13 protein-coding genes and 1 pseudogene are annotated in these 16,734 nt (G+C 59.6%); 9 read left to right on the top strand and 5 right to left on the bottom strand.

Translation table 11 applies throughout. The features are described from left to right. The first annotated feature begins 92 nt into the window (after window positions 1–92). From EQV96_RS17595 to EQV96_RS17580, 4 genes are read left to right on the top strand one after another with little or no spacing between them, the layout of a single operon-like run. Window positions 93–2,195, top strand: coding sequence for a TonB-dependent receptor (locus EQV96_RS17595; protein WP_240882214.1), 2,103 nt, complete (start codon window positions 93–95; stop codon window positions 2,193–2,195). Between the two features lie 33 nt (window positions 2,196–2,228). Then, a complete protein-coding gene (locus EQV96_RS17590; RefSeq protein ID WP_095000752.1) occupies window positions 2,229–2,531 on the top strand; it encodes a hypothetical protein in 303 nt (100 codons plus the stop codon). Next, on the top strand, window positions 2,528–4,138 hold the full coding sequence (locus tag EQV96_RS17585; RefSeq protein ID WP_240882213.1) for a PepSY-associated TM helix domain-containing protein: 1,611 nt from the start codon (window positions 2,528–2,530) through the stop codon (window positions 4,136–4,138). Before EQV96_RS17590 ends, EQV96_RS17585 begins: the two co-directional genes overlap by 4 nt. Beyond that, window positions 4,135–4,458, top strand: a complete 324-nt coding sequence (locus tag EQV96_RS17580; protein WP_095000750.1) for a DUF3325 domain-containing protein — start codon at window positions 4,135–4,137, stop codon at window positions 4,456–4,458. Before EQV96_RS17585 ends, EQV96_RS17580 begins: the two co-directional genes overlap by 4 nt. Before the next feature lie 6 nt (window positions 4,459–4,464). Here EQV96_RS17580 and EQV96_RS17575 read toward each other — a convergent pair whose 3' ends face one another. From EQV96_RS17575 to EQV96_RS17560, 4 genes and pseudogenes are all read right to left on the bottom strand, one after another. Next, the gene (locus EQV96_RS17575) at window positions 4,465–4,773 is read right to left on the bottom strand and encodes an XRE family transcriptional regulator (RefSeq protein ID WP_095017778.1); all 309 of its coding nucleotides are present in this window, start codon (window positions 4,771–4,773) and stop codon (window positions 4,465–4,467) included. Further along, window positions 4,766–5,130: pseudogene (locus EQV96_RS17570) on the bottom strand (type II toxin-antitoxin system RelE/ParE family toxin). Before EQV96_RS17570 ends, EQV96_RS17575 begins: the two are co-directional and overlap by 8 nt. Window positions 5,131–5,345: 215 nt before the next feature. Then, window positions 5,346–6,629, bottom strand: a complete 1,284-nt coding sequence (locus EQV96_RS17565; RefSeq protein WP_095000747.1) for an OprD family porin — start codon at window positions 6,627–6,629, stop codon at window positions 5,346–5,348. Window positions 6,630–6,879: 250 nt separating this feature from the next. Further along, window positions 6,880–7,575: a DsbA family protein gene (locus EQV96_RS17560; RefSeq protein ID WP_095000746.1), complete on the bottom strand. Its 696-nt coding sequence runs from the start codon at window positions 7,573–7,575 to the stop codon at window positions 6,880–6,882. A gap of 257 nt (window positions 7,576–7,832) precedes the next feature. Here EQV96_RS17560 and EQV96_RS17555 point away from each other — a divergent pair, with 257 nt between their 5' ends. Continuing rightward, complete coding sequence (locus EQV96_RS17555) at window positions 7,833–9,911, top strand: TonB-dependent siderophore receptor (protein WP_240882212.1); 2,079 nt, start codon at window positions 7,833–7,835, stop codon at window positions 9,909–9,911. Between the two features lie 105 nt (window positions 9,912–10,016). Here EQV96_RS17555 and aguA read toward each other — a convergent pair whose 3' ends face one another. After that, a complete protein-coding gene (gene aguA, locus EQV96_RS17550; protein ID WP_095000744.1) occupies window positions 10,017–11,123 on the bottom strand; it encodes an agmatine deiminase in 1,107 nt (368 codons plus the stop codon). Between the two features lie 284 nt (window positions 11,124–11,407). Here aguA and rfbB point away from each other — a divergent pair, with 284 nt between their 5' ends. The 4 genes from rfbB to EQV96_RS17530 all read left to right on the top strand — a co-directional run bounded on the left by rfbB (window position 11,408) and on the right by EQV96_RS17530 (window position 16,729). Next, window positions 11,408–12,490, top strand: coding sequence for a dTDP-glucose 4,6-dehydratase (rfbB, locus tag EQV96_RS17545; RefSeq protein ID WP_095000743.1), 1,083 nt, complete (start codon window positions 11,408–11,410; stop codon window positions 12,488–12,490). Between the two features lie 17 nt (window positions 12,491–12,507). Then, complete coding sequence (rfbD, locus tag EQV96_RS17540) at window positions 12,508–13,380, top strand: dTDP-4-dehydrorhamnose reductase (protein ID WP_095020201.1); 873 nt, start codon at window positions 12,508–12,510, stop codon at window positions 13,378–13,380. 146 nt (window positions 13,381–13,526) lie between these two features. Continuing rightward, window positions 13,527–15,341 carry a cache domain-containing protein gene (locus EQV96_RS17535; protein WP_095017781.1) on the top strand — a complete coding sequence of 605 codons (1,815 nt, stop codon included), beginning with the start codon at window positions 13,527–13,529 and terminating at the stop codon, window positions 15,339–15,341. Further along, entirely contained in the window at window positions 15,338–16,729 is a 1,392-nt protein-coding gene (locus EQV96_RS17530; RefSeq protein ID WP_095000741.1) for a sigma-54 dependent transcriptional regulator, read from the top strand. The genes EQV96_RS17535 and EQV96_RS17530 overlap by 4 nt, the downstream gene beginning before the upstream one ends. The last annotated feature ends 5 nt before the right edge of the window (window positions 16,730–16,734 follow it).

Here is a 16,734-nt window from a genome sequence, read left to right as displayed (position 1 = left end):
GTTGAGCTGGCAACATTCGCAAACAAGAAACGCAACTGAGACAGCTTATTATTTTCATTTGCGCAATAGCAAGAATCCCAGGAACGCTGTTTATGAACTGCCACCGCTGCAGCACCGTTGCCCCCTCTCCTTTTGCCCGCAAGCCTCTGGCTATTTTTACCGCACTGGTCAGCCTTGGCCTGCCCCTGACGGCAGTTTGCGCCGATGAAGAAGAACTACCTTCCGGGGCAACGGCCAATGCCGCGCCACTGGAGGTCGGCTCAACGGTGGTTACGGCTTCGGGCTTCAGCCAGGACGTGCGCGATGCACCCGCCAGCATCTCGGTGATTACCCGCGAAGAGCTGGAAAACAAGCAGTTCCGCTCACTTGCCGATGCCGTTCGCAATGTTGAAGGCGTGAGCATCATCGGCGGTGACAAGGGCGAGATTTCCATTCGCGGCATGGAGTCCAGCCACGTCCTGATCCTGATTGACGGTCGTCGCCAGAACACCAGCCAGGTCACGCTCAAGGGCGGCACCTCCGAAGGCCTGGGCATGAACTGGATACCGCCCGTCGAAGCGATTGATCGTATTGAGGTGGTGCGCGGCCCGATGTCCACGCTCTACGGCTCCGAAGCACTGGGCGGGGTGATCAACGTCATCACTCGCAAAGTGGCGCGGCAATGGTCAGGGTCGGTATCCGCGGACCACACCTTCCAGGACAGCTCCAAAGCAGGTGACAGCACGCAACTGGACGGGTACGTGTCCGGTCCGCTGGTCGAAGACCGTCTCGGCATTCAGCTCTGGGGCTACGACAAGCAACGCGACGAGGACAAAATCCTCAACGGCTTCTCCAAATCGACCCGCCACAGCGGCACCGCACGCCTGTGGCTGACCCCTGATGAGCAACAGGAGTTCATGCTCGAAGCCGGCCGCACCGAGCAGGAGTTCTGGAACAACCCGGGCAAAAGCCTGGCGCCTACAGCCGCGAAAAACAACAACCAGTACACCCGCGATACTTATGTTTTGGCCCACACCGGCAACTGGGATTTCGGTACTACCGATATCAGCCTGTATCGCGAAGAAGCGACCCGCGCCAGCGATGTCCAGACCGGCAATCAGAGCGTCACGCCTGAAGTCACCAACTCGGTATTCGAAAGCAAAATCAGCCTGCCGTTTGACCGCAACGTCTTTGTTGCCGGCGCCCAGTGGAAAAAAGACGAGCTGGAGGCGGACGGTTATTACGCCAGCCCGCAGGGTGCTGGGATTGGCACTTCGATGACAGAAAAATCGCTGTTCGCCGAGAACGAATGGAGCGTGACTGACAGCTTCAGCCTGACCACCGGTATTCGCATGGACGACAACGAGTTCTTCGGTCGCCATTGGACACCACGCTTTTACGGCGTATGGCGCCTCAATCCGGACTGGACGCTAAAAGGCGGCGTGGCCAAGGGCTTCAAGTCGCCGACCATCACCCAGACCAACCCCAATATCGGCCTGCCGCAACGCGGTGGTGCTTACACCTGGGGCAACCCGGATTTGAAACCGGAAGAAAGCGAAAACCGCGAAATCGGCCTTTACTACGACGCCGGTGGAAAATTCAGCGGTAATGTCACGCTGTTCGACACCGACTACGAAAACAAGATCGCCAACACCGGCACCCGCCAGCTGTACTACCCGGACGGCAGCCCGGTACCCGCAGACCCGATCACCGGGCGCATCTACAGCACCTATTTCAATATCACCGGTGCCACGGTGCGCGGCATCGAGACCGCTGCCCGTTATCGCTTCAACGACCGGGTGCAGCTCAAGGGCGAGTACACCTACCTGCACTCCAAATTGTCGAGCGGCGAGGCAACCATTCTAGGCTTTGGCTACCCACTGGCCGAGGGCCAGCCTCTGGTAGCCACGCCCAAGCACTCTGGCAGCGCGACGCTGGACTGGCAAATCATCGACTCGGTTTCCAGCTTCGCCACCGTCAGCTATCGCGGTGAAGAAACCAGCATTGCCTGGGGTCAGGGCGGCGCCGTGGCACAAAGCGAGCAAGCCATCACTACCGTGGATGTGGGCGCCACCTGGCAAGCTACCCAGGATCTGTCCTTGAGCCTGGTCGGCTATAACCTGACCAATCAGGTCAGGGAGCAGGATGTGGACTCCGATTATTCCTATGCCGAAGACGGCCGACGCTTTTGGGTCAAAGCCAACTATACGTTCTGACCCTGAACCGGGCTGCGCGCCCAAGGTATTCATATGAGCGATGCCCTTAATCCTGCGCCGCAGACGGCCTACCGTCTGGCCATTGCCGCACGCACCGTACTGGCCATTTTTGGCAGTTACCTGTTTGCCGCCTTGGCGGCGGCGAGCCTCAGTCTGTTGCTGCCCGGGCCTCGGGCGCAGGCAGTGCTGAGCGCCACCATGCTGGCCTTTGCGCTGTATTGCGCGATGGCAATCTGGGCATTTAGCGCCGCATCTGCAATCCGGGCCTGGCTTGTTGCCTTGGCTTGCTGCGTGCCGCCGGCCCTCCACCTGCTGCTGCGGGAAGTCATGCCATGAAGGCCCTCGGTTTTCGTCAGGCCAACGCCTGGCTGCACACATGGGTCGGGCTGTTACTCGGCTGGTTGCTGTATGCCGTGTTCCTGACCGGTACCCTGAGTTTTTTTCAGGAAGAAATCACGTTCTGGATGAAACCTGAACTGCACGCCTCTGTGCCCGACAACCAGACCGCGCAGCGCCTTGCGCAAGCCATGCAAAGCCTGGCGCCCAACGCTGCGCAATGGACCCTCACCCTGCCCGGCGAACGCAATGCCGGGGCGCAGGCACAGTGGTTCGACATCGGCCAGCCGGTCGTCAAAAGGGGCGGCCAAAGCGTGGCCCTGGATGCGGGCACGGCCGAACCGGTGACCCCGCGGGAAACCCGTGGCGGCGGTTTTCTTTATCGCTTTCACTTTGAGCTGTACGGCATGCCGCGAGTGCTGGCGCGCTGGATCGTCGGTATTGCGACCATGGTGATGCTGGTGGCGATTGTCAGCGGGGTGATCACCCACAAAAAAATCTTTAAGGAGTTCTTCACTTTTCGTCCACGCAAGGGACAACGCTCATGGCTGGACGCGCACAATGCCACTGCAGTGCTGGCCCTGCCGTTTCACTTGATGATCACCTACAGCGGTTTGTTGCTGCTGATGTTTATGTTGATGCCCTGGGGCGTTGAAAGCGCCTATCGCGGTGATACCCAAAAGTTCTTCAACGAAAGCGGCGGGCGCGGTGCCCGTACTGCGCCAGCAATGGGTGCAGGCGATCAGCCATTGGGCGAGCAGGTGCCACTGACGGACGTTGCCCCCCTGCTGGCCCAGGCCGAGCAGCGCTGGCCCCGAGGAGTCAACAGCATCAGCGTGACCCGGCCCGGCACATCGGATGCCGTCATCGAACTGCGTGAACGCGGTGGCGACAGCCTGATCGACCGGGGCAACAGCGAACGGCTGCGTTTTGACGGTGTGAGTGGTGCTTTGTTGAACAGCCCACCCGCCCCTGCGATCAGCACGCCCAACGCAATCTATAACGTGTTTTCCAGCCTGCACCTGATCCGCTTTGCCGGTGCTCCGCTGCGCTGGTTTTTCTTTATCAGCGGGGTCGTGGGTACGGCAATGATTGCCACCGGGCTGGTGCTATGGGTGGTCAAACGCCTGCCGGAACGGCAGAAACTGGGGCGCACACCCATCGGCCATCGTTTGGTGGAGGTGCTCAATGTCGGCACTGTTGCGGGTCTGCCGCTGGCCATTGCCGCCTATTTTTGGGCTAATCGGTTATTACCCGTGGGCATGACCCAGCGCAGCGCCTGGGAAATTCGCAGCTTCTTTATCATCTGGTTGCTGTGCCTGGTTCATCCACTGCTGCGCAGCCACAAACGAGCCTGGCTTGAACAGCTCTGGGTAGCTGCAGGGTTATTTGCAGCCTTGCCGCTGTTCAGTTTCGGCCTTGCACACAGCCATCTGCTGGCCAGCCTTGCACAGGGCCAATGGTTGCTGGCGGGCATGGACCTGACCTTGCTCGCCAGTGCAGCGCTGCTTGGCTACGCGGCTTGGAAACTCAACCGCCATCAACCGCTGCAAAGGCCACAGCGCCAACCGCGTACGGTCAACACCCGACAAGAGAGCGCAGCATGATCTGGATATGCCTGGCGTTGAGTTTCAGTGGTTTCAGCGCACTCAGCCTGAGTACCGAGCGCCATCATGGGCAGGTGTTTGCAGACAAAGGCAGCCCGTTCAAGCGCCAGCTATTGCGCCTGCTGGGCTGGCTGCTGCTGGTTGGCGCGGTGATCCCCGGCGTTATCGAACTGGGCCCGTCAGTGGGTATCGCCTTGTGGGCGGCAGTGCTCAGCGTTGCGGCTGGCGGGCTGGTGATATTGCTGACATACCGGCCGCGCCTGATCGTGCCGCTGGCCGTTGCAGGGCCTTCAATGGCATTGGCGGTTTGGGTATTTTAGAACGCGTTATTTGTGCGCGAAGTTTTCTATTTTTACCTGACCATCCGGGAAAGTCGCGATGATTTCCAGCTCGCCACCCATGGCTTGAATGTAATTACGCAACGTACTGATATACATGTCAGTGCGCCGCTCCATTTTGGAAACTGCCGCCTGGTTGATATTCAGCGCTTTGGCCAGTGTCTCCTGGCTCAGCGCCTGAGCTTTGCGCAACTCGTGCAAAGGCATTTCCTGCAAATGCTGATGGTATAAAGCCTGGGTTTGCTCACGCGCCTCTGGGGACATGCGCGCTTCAAGCTCGGCAAATTTTTTAGCCATTTTCCTGGCCCTCTTCAATCAGTGTCTGCAAATGGACTTCGTAGAGAATTTCCGCCAAAGGGACATTCTCTTCATACCATCGGTCGTGACCGGTCTTGTGACCGCCCGTTAACAGCAAGGCGCAGCGGCGTGGGTCAAAGGCATAAGCACCCGGTAGGGGTGACCTCCATGCTGCACGTGTAGTTCGCGAAGGTTACCGTAGCGCGCCCCCTTGATATCGCTGCAATGGGGGAAGCGCAGGGCCGGACCGAGCAGCTCTAGCAATTTGACACTGGCCGCCACGCTGACCTGTTCCTTTTCACTGAGCGTTTCCCACCATAGGCCAAATTCGTCGGTGTACTCAACGTTCCATGTCATGCTCAAAATATGCCACCAAAGGAATATAATCTCAAGGGAATAATCTTAAACACTTCCGATAATGGCCAACTAGTTCTCGGTCCAACCCAAGTGTGAGTGATGGTTTCATCCGGATGCGTTCCTCACGCCGCGGTTAATCGCGGCCAAAAAAAACGCCCCGAACCAGTCGGGGCGTTTTTATTCAGATGTCCAACCTGTTCAACAGGTCGGTAGCATCAGAAAATGCTGATCGGGTAATCAACAAATACACGTACTTCGTTGCCGCCCACGTTGTACTCGCTGGCGTTGTTCGATACGCGCAACCACGAGCCACGCAGACGCACGCTCAGGTCTTTGACCGGGCCGCTTTGTACGACGTACTTGGCCTGGTTGAAGATTTCGCGCTCGGTACCACGGCCACGGTCGGAACCGTCGTCGATGTTGGTGCCGCGCACGTAGGCGATGTTGTAGGTCAGACCCGGAATACCAACGGCACCGAAGTCGAAGCCATAACCCAGCTGCCACGAACGTTCGTCCTTGGCATTGAAGTCGGACCAGTAGGAGTTGGCCAGCAGGATGGTGTTGCCACCGTCGCCCACGCCGCCTGCGTTGCGATAGCCGCCGTACGGGTAGCCGATTTCGCCGGTGCTGCTCTGGTACGCCAGGGTCACCGTGTGCGCGCCGAAAGCGTAGGTGCTTGCCAGGCTCCAGATCTTGTTGTCCTGGCCGTCAACCTTCAGCACGTCACGGGCGTAGTCTTCTTTTACGTGAGTACGGTAGCCGTTGAAATCAAACGTCAGGGACTGTTTGTCTTGCAGCGGGATTGCGTAGGTTACGCCCACGTATTGCTTGTTCAGCTCGTCTTCCATCTCGGAGCCGTACAGGGACGCCGACAGGTTGTCGGTGAACTTGTAGCTACCGCCGAACACGTTGATGCTTTTCAAGTCACCGCTGTCGCGTGCTTCAGCACTTTTACGCGACTCTGCAGTGAAGCGACCGACGTTGATTTCCAGACCGTTGATCTCCTTGGAGGTCAACAGGGTACCGGTGAAGCTTTCCGGCATCAGACGCGAGTTGTCATACATCAACACCGGCAGCGCAGGCATTTGATCGCCGTACTTGAGCACAGTGTTGGACACGCGAACCTTCACCGCAGCGCCAGCCTTGGCGATGTCGTCAGCCGCTTTACCGCTGGCGCCCTGCTTGAAGAAATCGATACCGCCCGCGCCGCTGTTGCCGCGACCGCCATCCAGACGCAGTGCGTAGATGCCGAAAGCATCCACACCCACACCTACGGTGCCCTGGGTGAAGCCCGAAGTGAATGTGCCGAGGAAACCCTGGCCCCATTCAGCTTTGTCTTGTTGGTGGTTTTTGTAGTCACGGCTGATGTAGGCGTTGCGCGCCAGTACATTGAGGTGGCTGTCTTCTACAAAACCTTTTGCGTCAGCTTGATCGTTAGCCATAGCCTGGGTAGCACTGAGTACGCCCAGAGCGAGAAGACCTATCCGTTTGTTCAACATATTATTTTCCTTATTTCTGAATAGAAGCGCGCTGTGGGGTTCAAGCTGAAACATTGAGTGGTGGTTGCTTCACATAAACAAAAAGACCCGCACGAAGACTGTGTGCAGGTCTTTCGAAAAGTTGGTGTATGGCTTATCGCCACAGGCGTTGGCAGGGATCCTAGCTGCCGTGAAGGCGAGGTGTCAATTTCGTGAAAAATTTGTTAATTGCCAAGGCTTTTCAAAGCTTTGACCGAAGTGTCAGAAATTGTTACTGACAACCATCCAGGCCACAGGCTGGCGCTGAAACGATTGTGTCTGTACCGGTGACGCCAGCGCACTGGCGCAACCAGGCAGCAAAAGCTTCAGGCTTGCCCAAATACTCCCCAAGGTCGATCACCTGATACTGGCCGGACTGCTCCAGTACAACAGTCGGAAAGCCCTGCCCAGCAACCCGGGACAACAATGCCCGGCTGGCCTTGAAGTGGGCCTGCGTTACATCGCCGCTCATCGCAGCGTAAGCGGCGCGGAATGCATCGACATCCAGGCCCATTTCGGTCGCCACTGCCAGCAATACGTCTTTATCGGCAATCCGCCGCCCTTCTGCGTAATGCGCCGTTTGCAGGCGCCCCAACAGCTCCAGGCCGCGCCCGGCCAATTGTTCGGCAACCAGCACGGCGGTGGTCGGCGGCGCCGAATCGAATACTGCCGTGGTGTCGCGCAGCAAGCCTTCGAAGTACCCCTCGCCAAATGGTTGCCCGGTGCATTGGGCAATGCGCTGGTCATGGGGCATCACGTAATCGCGCAGTTGCGCCGACACAGCTCGGCGATGTGCGCCTGCCATCATCCCGCCACCGTGGGCCACGACCGGCAAAATATCGCGCGCGGCGTCGATCAGCGGCTTGGCGCCATAGCACCAGCCGCACAGGGGGTCGTAGATGTAATGCAGGACAGGTGTAGCGGTCATGTAGGGCTCCGGGTCATCACTAAAACAGAACGCCAGCCTAGTCTTGCAGGGCCAGGGGAAAAACATCGGTATGCCTTTTAGTGTGTTGCGCGAACCGGGCGAATCAGGTGCTGTAAGGGCTGCAGGGCAGAGAAACAAACAGAAACATATTTGCAGGGCGCGCTATTGGTAATTCTCAACATAAGGCAACAAGAACCATTACCATTCACGCCCTAAAAATATAACGACCCTCTCAACCGCCCGGACACCCCTCAACCATGCTCTCCCCCTGCCGTTTAACACCCTTGAATCTGGGGCTGTGTGCCTTGCTGTACGCCGGATTCAGTAACGCCACCACTGTGCTCCCGGAGCTGTCGATCAGCGCCAGCGAAGCTGAGGCCGATGACCCACGGGTCAAGGATGTCACCACCGCGACTCGCACCTCGACTCCGGCGCGTTATGTGCCGCAAGCCATCGACTCGGTAAAAACCAGCAACGTCCTCGATTACGGCATCAACAGCATCGGCGAAGCCCTGAGCGGGATTCCCAACGTCAGCAGCACTGCCGACACCCGTTTTGACAGCCTGCGCATCCGCGGCTTTGACGCCAGCAACGACTTTTATCTGGACGGTATTCGCGACGACAGCCAATACGTACGCGACCTGCACAATATCGAGCGTATTGAAGTGCTCAAGGGCCCTGCGGCCGTGCTGTATGGCCGTGGCAGCCAGGGCGGGATCATCAACCGCGTCAGCAAGATGCCCCAGTCCGGCCGCCAGTCGAGCATTCAGGCCCAGGGCGGCAGCGAGGATTTGCGCAGCCTGTATGCCGACCTTAGCGCTGACCCGAGTGACACCGTGAGCCTGCGCCTGAACATGGGCAACGAAGACAAAAACAGCTTTCGCGATCACGTCAGCGGTAACCGTCAGCTGTTCGCGCCATCGATGAGCTGGCAAATTACCCCCGACCTGAACTGGCTGGTGCAATACGAATACAACCGCTACAACCGTACCCCGGATCGCGGCATTCCGAGCATCGACGGGCGCCCGGCGGATGTCAGCCGTGGCACCACCTACGGCGGGCAAAACGATTTTATCGACGATAAAGTCCAGAACCTGCGCTCGCGCCTGAGCTATGAACTGAGCGACAACTGGCAACTGCGCCATACCCTGGGCGTGTTCAAGCTCGACAGCCAGTTCGAAAACACCTACCTGACCGGCTACGACCCGAAAATCAACAAGGTCAACCGCCAGAGCTGGCAGCAGGACATGACCACCCGCAATATTTTCAACAACCTCGAAATCGAAGGCGGCTTTGACACCTTTGGCCTGGAGCACCGCCTGCTGACCGGGCTGGAACTCGGCAGCCAGCGCCGCGACCCCAAACTCTACAAAGCCGGGGGCGTACCGCCAGTAGATGTGTACAACCCCGATCGTAGCCTGCGCCCGACCGGGCCGATGGTAATTTCCAGCGACAACCACACCGAAGTCGAGAGCCAGGGCCTGTATGTCCAGGACCAGCTTCGCCTCAACGATCAATGGCAGGTACTGGCCGGCTTGCGTTACGACCGCTTTAACGTCGAGACCACCAACCATCTCAGGCCCTTGATCCCGACCGAAGAACGCCAAAGCCACAGCACCAGCCCGCGCCTTGGCGTGGTCTGGACGCCGCTGCAAAACCACTCGTTCTACGCCTCGTGGACCAAGACCTTCTCACCGGTGGGCGGCGGCCTGATCGGCATCACCCCCGGTGCTGCAGGCAACACCAACGACCTGAGTCCGGAGCTGACCAAGCAAAAGGAAATCGGCGTCAAAAGCGACTGGCTGGACGAGCGTCTGAGCACCACCCTGGCGGTGTATGAGCTGGAACTCTACAACCGCCGCACCAAGGACCCGGGCGACCCGACCATCACCCTGCTCTCCGGCCTGCAACGCTCACGCGGCATCGAACTGACCGCCAGCGGCAAGCTGGGCGGCAACTGGTACATGCGCGGCGGCGTGGGTGTGCAGGATGCAACGGTGGTCAAGGACAACAACGGGCTTGAGGGCAAACGCATCAATGGCGTGGCCAAGCACAATGGCAGCCTGTTTATTACCTGGAAGCCGGAGATGGGCTGGTACGCCGAAACGGGCCTGACCCTGGTGGGCCAGCGTTATGCCGATAACCAGAACACCGTGGTATTGCCGGGCTACGGGCGCTGGGATGCGTTGGCGGGGTATCGCGAAAAAGACTGGGATGTGAGCGGTGCGCTGACCAACCTGACCGACCGTTACTACTATGCGTCGGCCACCAGCGCCGCGCAGATCATGCCGGGCGAGCCGCGCAGCCTGGTGATGACGGGGACGTACAAGTTCTGAATAAGTACTGACCCTGTGGGAGCGGGCTTGCTCGCGATTGAATCACTGCGGTATGTCAGACAGACCGCAGCGCATTTATCGCGAGCAAGCCCGCTCCCACATCCCTCAGATTTTGTACGGCGCAGGCTGTTGCTGAGTCAGGCAATGGATATTGCCGCCACCCAGCAACAACTCACGACCCGGCACCATCACCACTTCGTGCTGCGGGAAAATTTTCTGCAGAATGTCTTTTGCCTGCGCATCCATAGGGTCATTAAAGCTCGGTGCGATGATGCCACCGTTGACGATCAGAAAGTTCACATAGGAACCGGCCAGACGCTCAGTCGGATTACGGTCCTGGCTGCCAGCCACTTTATCAACACCGTCACACTCTTCCTGGGTCGCATACATCGGCCCCGGGATCGGCATTTTGTGCACCACAAACGGCCGCCCCTTGGCGTCAGTGCTGGTCGCCAACACCTTCATCGCCGCATGGCAGCGCACGTAGTTAGGGTCACGCTCGTCGTCAGTCCAGGCCAGCAATACCTCACCCGGAGCAACGTAGCAGCAGAAGTTATCCACATGGCCGTCGGTTTCGTCGTTGAACAGGCCGTCCGGCAGCCAGATGATCTTGTCCACAGCCAGATGCGAGCGCAGCACGTCTTCGATTTCTTCACGTGACAGATGCGGGTTGCGGTTGCGGTTCATCAGGCATTCGGCCGTGGTGATCAGCGTGCCTTCACCATCGACGTGGATTGAGCCGCCTTCAAGCACAAAACCTTCGGTGTAGTAACGCGGGCAACGTTCGATTTCCAGTACCTTGCTGCCCACTTGCTGGTCACGGTTCCACGGGAAGTACAAACCACCGTCGAAGCCGCCCCAAGCGTTGAAATCCCAGTTTACGCCGCGCACTTCGCCACTGCGGTTGATCACGAAGGTCGGACCGCTGTCGCGTACCCAGGCATCGTCGCTGGATATTTCGACCACACGAATATTCGGCACATCGAGCTGAGCGCGGGCGTTTTCGTACTGGGCTGCCGACACCCCGACGGTCACCGGTTCAAAACGCGCAATGGCCTTGGCCACAGCCGCGTGCGCCGCCTGTGCCGGCTTGCCGCCCAGGCGCCAGTTGTCCGGACGTTCAGGCCAGATCATCCACGTCTGGGTCTGCGCAGCCCATTCGGCAGGCATGTAAAAGCCGTCAGCGCGCGGCGAACTGTGCAAAGTGGTCATCTGGACTCCTGGAAAACGTCTTGGGTTTTGAGTGCGAAACAAACAGGACAGTGGACGCAGCTCAGCTTTGCGTCAACGGCGAGCACACTTATAGCCGATAAATATCGACAACAAAAACACTTTATAAGTTTCAACGCGTATTTAAACCGTGAATAAACAGATATTAATCTGCATTTTTATCCCTACCGCTATTTTCCCGACAGCTCCCACTTGCACCCCCCGCCGCATCCCCACAAGCTATACCTCATACGTTTAAGTGCCTTCAGGGAATAAGGAATCACCACATGCGCATTTTAGTCACCGGCGGCGCCGGTTTTATTGGTTCAGCGTTGATCCGTCATCTGATCAAAAATACCGGGCATGAAGTGCTCAACCTCGACAAGCTGACCTACGCCGGGAACCTGGAATCGCTGCAAAGCATTGCCACCGATACCCGCTACGAATTCGTGCAGGCCGATATCGTCGATCAGGCAGCGGTCAGCGCGATCATTGCGCGTTTCCAGCCGCAGGCGATCATGCACCTGGCGGCCGAGTCACACGTTGACCGCTCCATCGATGGCCCGTCGGACTTTATCCAGACCAATATCGTCGGTACCTACAGCCTGCTGGAAGCCACCCGCGCTTACTGGTTGACCTTGCCTGAGCCGGAAAAAAGCGCATTTCGCTTCCACCATATTTCCACCGACGAAGTGTATGGCGACCTGCACGGCGTCGACGATCTGTTCACCGAGACTACCCCCTACGCGCCAAGCTCGCCGTACTCGGCCAGCAAGGCAGCGTCCGACCATCTGGTCCGCGCCTGGAACCGTACCTACGGTTTGCCGGTGTTGCTGACCAACTGCTCGAACAACTACGGGCCGTTCCACTTCCCGGAAAAACTGATCCCGCTGGTGATCCTCAACGCCCTCGCCGGCAAACCGCTGCCGGTGTATGGCAATGGCCTGCAAGTGCGTGACTGGCTGTTCGTCGAGGATCACGCCCGCGCCCTGCTGAAAGTCGTGACCGAAGGTGTCGTAGGCGAGACCTACAACATCGGCGGGCATAACGAGCAAAAGAACATCGACGTGGTGCGCAGCATCTGCGCCCTGCTCGAAGAACTGGCGCCCGAGCGTCCGGCGGGCGTCGCGCAGTTTGCCGACCTGATCACCTTCGTCCAGGACCGCCCGGGCCACGACCAGCGCTACGCGATCGACGCCGGCAAAATTGAACGCGAGCTGGGCTGGGTGCCCGAAGAAACTTTCGCAACCGGCCTGCGCAAAACCGTGCAGTGGTACCTGGACCATCTGGAGTGGTGCCAGCGCGTGCAAGACGGCAGCTATCAGGGCCAGCGCCTGGGCTTCACCGAGCCCAGGGACCTGATCGCGTGAATGACCTTAAAACCCCGCTGAAAATCCTTATCAGCGGCAAAACCGGTCAGGTTGCCGTTGAGTTGCAAAAGCACCTTGCCGGTCTGGGCAACCTGATTGTGCTGGGCCGCGATGTACTCGATCTGAGCCAGCCCGAGCAAATCCGTGCCCAGGTGCGGGCGCACAAGCCGGACTTGATCATCATTGCCGCAGCTCACACTGCCGTGGATCAGGCTGAAAGCGAGCCGGAACTGGCCTTTGCCATCAACGCCACCGCACCGGGTGTGTTTGCTGAAGAAGCGGCGGCCCTGGGCATCCCCTTGATTCACTACTCCACCGACTACGTGTTTGATGGCAGCAAACCTGCGCCCTACACCGAAGACGACGCCACCAACCCGCTCGGCGTATACGGCAAAAGCAAGCTGGCGGGAGAACTGGCCATCGCGGCGAGCGGTGCCCGACACTTGATCCTGCGCACCAGTTGGGTGTACTCGACCCATGGTAAAAACTTCCTGCTGACCATGCAGCGCTTGCTGCAAGAACGCCCGGAATTACGCGTAGTGGCTGACCAGATCGGCGCACCGACCTGGGCCGGCACCATAGCCCGAAGCACGCGGGCATTGATCGAGCGCTGGCAAGCCGGTGAAACCGGGGCATGGGGCACCTACCACCTGACTGCTCAGGGTGAAACTTCGTGGTTTGGCTTTACCCAGGCCATCGCCGCGCACCTGAGCGCCCAGGGCAAGGCCTGCGCGACGCTGGAACCCATTCCTGCCAGCGCCTACCCGACACCCGCAGCACGGCCGCAAAACTCGCGCCTGGATTGCAGCAAGCTGGCCCGCGAATGGCAAGTCACCCAACCCGAATGGACCGCCGCGCTGAGCGATTGCGTGGCCGAGCAACCACGCTAACGCCAATCCCCTTGTGGGAGCGGGCTTGCTCGCGATGACATCACTGCGGTCTGCCTGACAAACCGCGCCGTTTGCATCGCGAGCAAGCCCGCTCCCACAGGGTTCGTTGGGTATACTGCAACGTATTCTTGCAGCGCAGCTCAACGATGATCACCTCTTCCTCAGTTCCTCGCAGACCCCGCTGGCGTAGCCTGGCCTTATTGGCGCTGTGCCTGGCGCCTTTGCTGTGGCCGCTGCAACACCTGGCCGAGCGCTATTACCGCAGCGAACTGGCCGGGCAAAACCGCCAGACGCTCGACCTGTACGTGGCCAACCTGCTGGGCACGCTGCATCGCTATGAGGTGCTGCCGCAGATTCTGGGCCAGTTGCCTGACCTGCGCGAGCTGCTGGCTGACCCGGAAAGCCCGCAAGCCCTGAGTAAAGCCAATCAGTTGCTCAGTGAAATCACCAGCCAGACCGGCGCTGAAGTCATGTACCTGGTGGATGCTCATGGTGACACTATTGCGACGTCGAACTGGAATAAAAGCGATAGTTTTATCGGACGTAACTTTGCCTTCCGCCCCTATTTCAGCGAAGCAATGCAAGGCAAGCTCGGGCGCTTCTTCGGCCAGGGCACGACCTCCGGAAAACGCGGCTACTACTTCGCAGCACCGGTTGAGGTAGACAACCAAAAGCTTGGCGTACTGGTGGTCAAGGTCGACCTCGACCACACCGAGCGACTCTGGGGCAAAACACCGGAACAACTGTTGCTGACCGACAGCAATGGGGTGGTCATTCTCACTTCGCGCCCTGAATGGCGCTTCAGGTCCACCCGTGATCTGTCTGAGGAAGAACGTCAGGCCATTTTCGCCATTCTCCCCTACCCCACCAGCGACCCCAAGCCCCTGGCGCTCGACCCCAGTGCCTGGCTGGTACAGACGCAGACCATCGACGAAACCGGCTGGCAGGCGAACATTCTTGCCCCTCGCACATTGATCGACCGCTCGGTGCGCACCGTGCTGGCCATCGGCGGCGCCACCTTGCTGGTGGTCATGCTGTTGATCGGTTTAATGATGCAGCGTCGGCGTCATTACCTGGATCGCATTGCATTTGAAGCCAAGGCCCGCCGCGAGCTGGAAATGCGTGTGGCAGAGCGCACCAGCGACCTTGAAGGGCTAAACCGGCGTCTGCGTGAAGAGGTACTGGAGCGCGAACATGCGCAACAGGAACTGGTGCGCGCCCAGGACGATCTGGTGCAGGCAGGCAAGCTGTCGGCGCTGGGCACCATGTCGGCCAGCATCAGCCACGAACTCAACCAGCCGCTGGCGGCTATCCGCAGTTATGCCGAAAACGCCGAAGTGTTGCTCGACCACCAACGTATCGACGATGCCCGCGGCAACCTCAAGCTGATCAACGAACTGACCGGCCGCATGTCCTCCATCATTGCCCACCTGCGCGCCTTCGCCCGCCGCGATCGCCACGCACCGGAAAGCGTCGCCCTGCAACCGGCGCTGGACGATGCCCTGGCGTTGCTGGCCAAGCGTCGACGCAGCATGGAAGTCGAACTGATCCGTGACTTGCCCGCCGCCACGCTCTGGGTTGAAGCCGGTGAAACACGCCTGCGTCAGGTACTGGGTAACCTGCTGGCCAACGCCCTCGATGCCTTGACCGAAAAAGGCCCGCCCCGGCGCTTGTGGCTAAGTGCCCAATCCACGCCGGAAGGCGTCACTGTGTACATTCGCGACAACGGCCCGGGTTTTTGCATGGAAGCGCTGGGCCGCGCCGGTGAGCCTTTCTATACCACCAAGACCCGTACTCAGGGGCTGGGCCTGGGGCTGGCCATTTGCGACACACTGATCCGCGCCTTTGGTGGCGAATTGTTGTTCGCCAACCACAAAGAAGGCGGCGCCTTAATTACCTTACGCCTGCGCGCAGGTGCGCCAGGTGTGAGCTTGCAAGCTTCAGAGGACTCCAGGTCATGAGCCAGCCCATCGATCCGCACGTTCAGGTCATCCTGATCGATGATGACCCGCATCTGCGCCAGGCTTTGTATCAGACCCTGGACCTGGCCGGGCTCAAGGTGCTGCCACTGGCCGAAGCCAACGGCCTGGCCGAGCGTATCGGCCGGGACTGGCCGGGTGTGGTAGTCAGCGATATCCGCATGCCGGGCATGGACGGTCTTGAGCTGCTGGCGCAACTGCATGGCCAGGACCCGGAACTGCCGGTGCTGCTGATTACCGGTCACGGCGATGTGCCGCTGGCGGTGCAGGCCATGCGTGCAGGTGCCTATGACTTTCTCGAAAAGCCCTTTGCCAGTGACGCCCTGCTCGACAGCGTGCGTCGTGCTCTGGCCTTGCGCGCCCTGGTTATGGACAACCGCAGCCTGCGCCTGGCTCTGAGCGATCGCCAGTTGCTGAGCTCGCGGCTGGTGGGGGTATCACCGGCCATGTTGCGCTTGCGCGAGCAAATCGGCGCTCTGGCCGCCACCAAGGCCGATGTGCTGATCCTCGGCGAGACCGGCTCGGGCAAAGAAGTGGTTGCACGGGCGCTGCATGATTTATCGGCGCGGCGTAACGGCCCGTTTGTGGCGATCAATGCCGGGGCCCTGGCTGAATCCGTGGTTGAGAGCGAACTGTTCGGGCATGAGCCGGGAGCCTTTACCGGCGCGCAGAAGCGGCGCATTGGCAAGTTCGAGTTCGCCAATGGCGGCACCCTGTTCCTCGACGAAATCGAGAGCATGAGCCTGGACGTGCAGGTCAAATTGCTGCGTTTGCTGCAAGAGCGCGTGGTCGAGCGCCTGGGTGGGAACCAGCTGATCCCGCTGGATATCCGGGTGATCGCCGCCACCAAGGAAGACCTGCGCCAGGCCGCCGATCAGGGCCGCTTCCGCGCCGACCTGTATTACCGCCTCAACGTAGCGCCCTTGCGCATCGCCCCCCTGCGTGAGCGGGGTGAAGATGTGCTGATGTTGTTCGATTATTTTGCCGGCGAAGCCAGCGTGCGCCATGACCTGACGCCCAACGTGCTGCAACCGGCGCAGCGGGCTTTATTGTTGCGCCACACCTGGCCTGGCAACGTGCGCGAGCTGCAAAACGTCGCCGAGCGCTTTGCCCTTGGCCTTGAATTGGCTCTGGATAACTCCGCTGAAGGCCAGCCAGCAGCGGGCAATGAAGTAGCTGGCGGCTTGAGCGAGCAGGTCGAGCACTTCGAGAAAAGCCTGATCGCCGCCGAGCTTGAACGCACCCACAGCTCCATGCGCAGCCTGGCCGAAGCACTGGGTGTGCCGCGCAAGACCCTGCACGACAAGCTGCGCAAGCACGGGCTGAACTTCGACAGCGCCAGCCATCCACACCCAGATGAACTTGATTAAAGAGG

It is taken from the genome of Pseudomonas sp. TMW22080 (assembly GCF_022496745.1).
Classification (GTDB): domain Bacteria; phylum Pseudomonadota; class Gammaproteobacteria; order Pseudomonadales; family Pseudomonadaceae; genus Aquipseudomonas; species Aquipseudomonas bubulae.
Note: the sequence above shows the minus strand (reverse complement) of the source record. Positions and strands in the feature narration are given on the sequence as shown.

What these genes read in the sequence shown, in the direction of transcription:
- EQV96_RS17595 (WP_240882214.1), top strand. Translation starts at nt 93, where the DNA reads ATGAACTGCCACCGCTGCAGCACCGTTGCCCCCTCTCCTTTTGCCCGC.
- EQV96_RS17590 (WP_095000752.1), top strand. Translation starts at nt 2,229, where the DNA reads ATGAGCGATGCCCTTAATCCTGCGCCGCAGACGGCCTACCGTCTGGCC.
- EQV96_RS17585 (WP_240882213.1), top strand. Translation starts at nt 2,528, where the DNA reads ATGAAGGCCCTCGGTTTTCGTCAGGCCAACGCCTGGCTGCACACATGG.
- EQV96_RS17580 (WP_095000750.1), top strand. Translation starts at nt 4,135, where the DNA reads ATGATCTGGATATGCCTGGCGTTGAGTTTCAGTGGTTTCAGCGCACTC.
- EQV96_RS17575 (WP_095017778.1), bottom strand. Translation starts at nt 4,773, where the DNA reads ATGGCTAAAAAATTTGCCGAGCTTGAAGCGCGCATGTCCCCAGAGGCG.
- EQV96_RS17565 (WP_095000747.1), bottom strand. Translation starts at nt 6,629, where the DNA reads ATGTTGAACAAACGGATAGGTCTTCTCGCTCTGGGCGTACTCAGTGCT.
- EQV96_RS17560 (WP_095000746.1), bottom strand. Translation starts at nt 7,575, where the DNA reads ATGACCGCTACACCTGTCCTGCATTACATCTACGACCCCCTGTGCGGC.
- EQV96_RS17555 (WP_240882212.1), top strand. Translation starts at nt 7,833, where the DNA reads ATGCTCTCCCCCTGCCGTTTAACACCCTTGAATCTGGGGCTGTGTGCC.
- aguA (WP_095000744.1), bottom strand. Translation starts at nt 11,123, where the DNA reads ATGACCACTTTGCACAGTTCGCCGCGCGCTGACGGCTTTTACATGCCT.
- rfbB (WP_095000743.1), top strand. Translation starts at nt 11,408, where the DNA reads ATGCGCATTTTAGTCACCGGCGGCGCCGGTTTTATTGGTTCAGCGTTG.
- EQV96_RS17535 (WP_095017781.1), top strand. Translation starts at nt 13,527, where the DNA reads ATGATCACCTCTTCCTCAGTTCCTCGCAGACCCCGCTGGCGTAGCCTG.
- EQV96_RS17530 (WP_095000741.1), top strand. Translation starts at nt 15,338, where the DNA reads ATGAGCCAGCCCATCGATCCGCACGTTCAGGTCATCCTGATCGATGAT.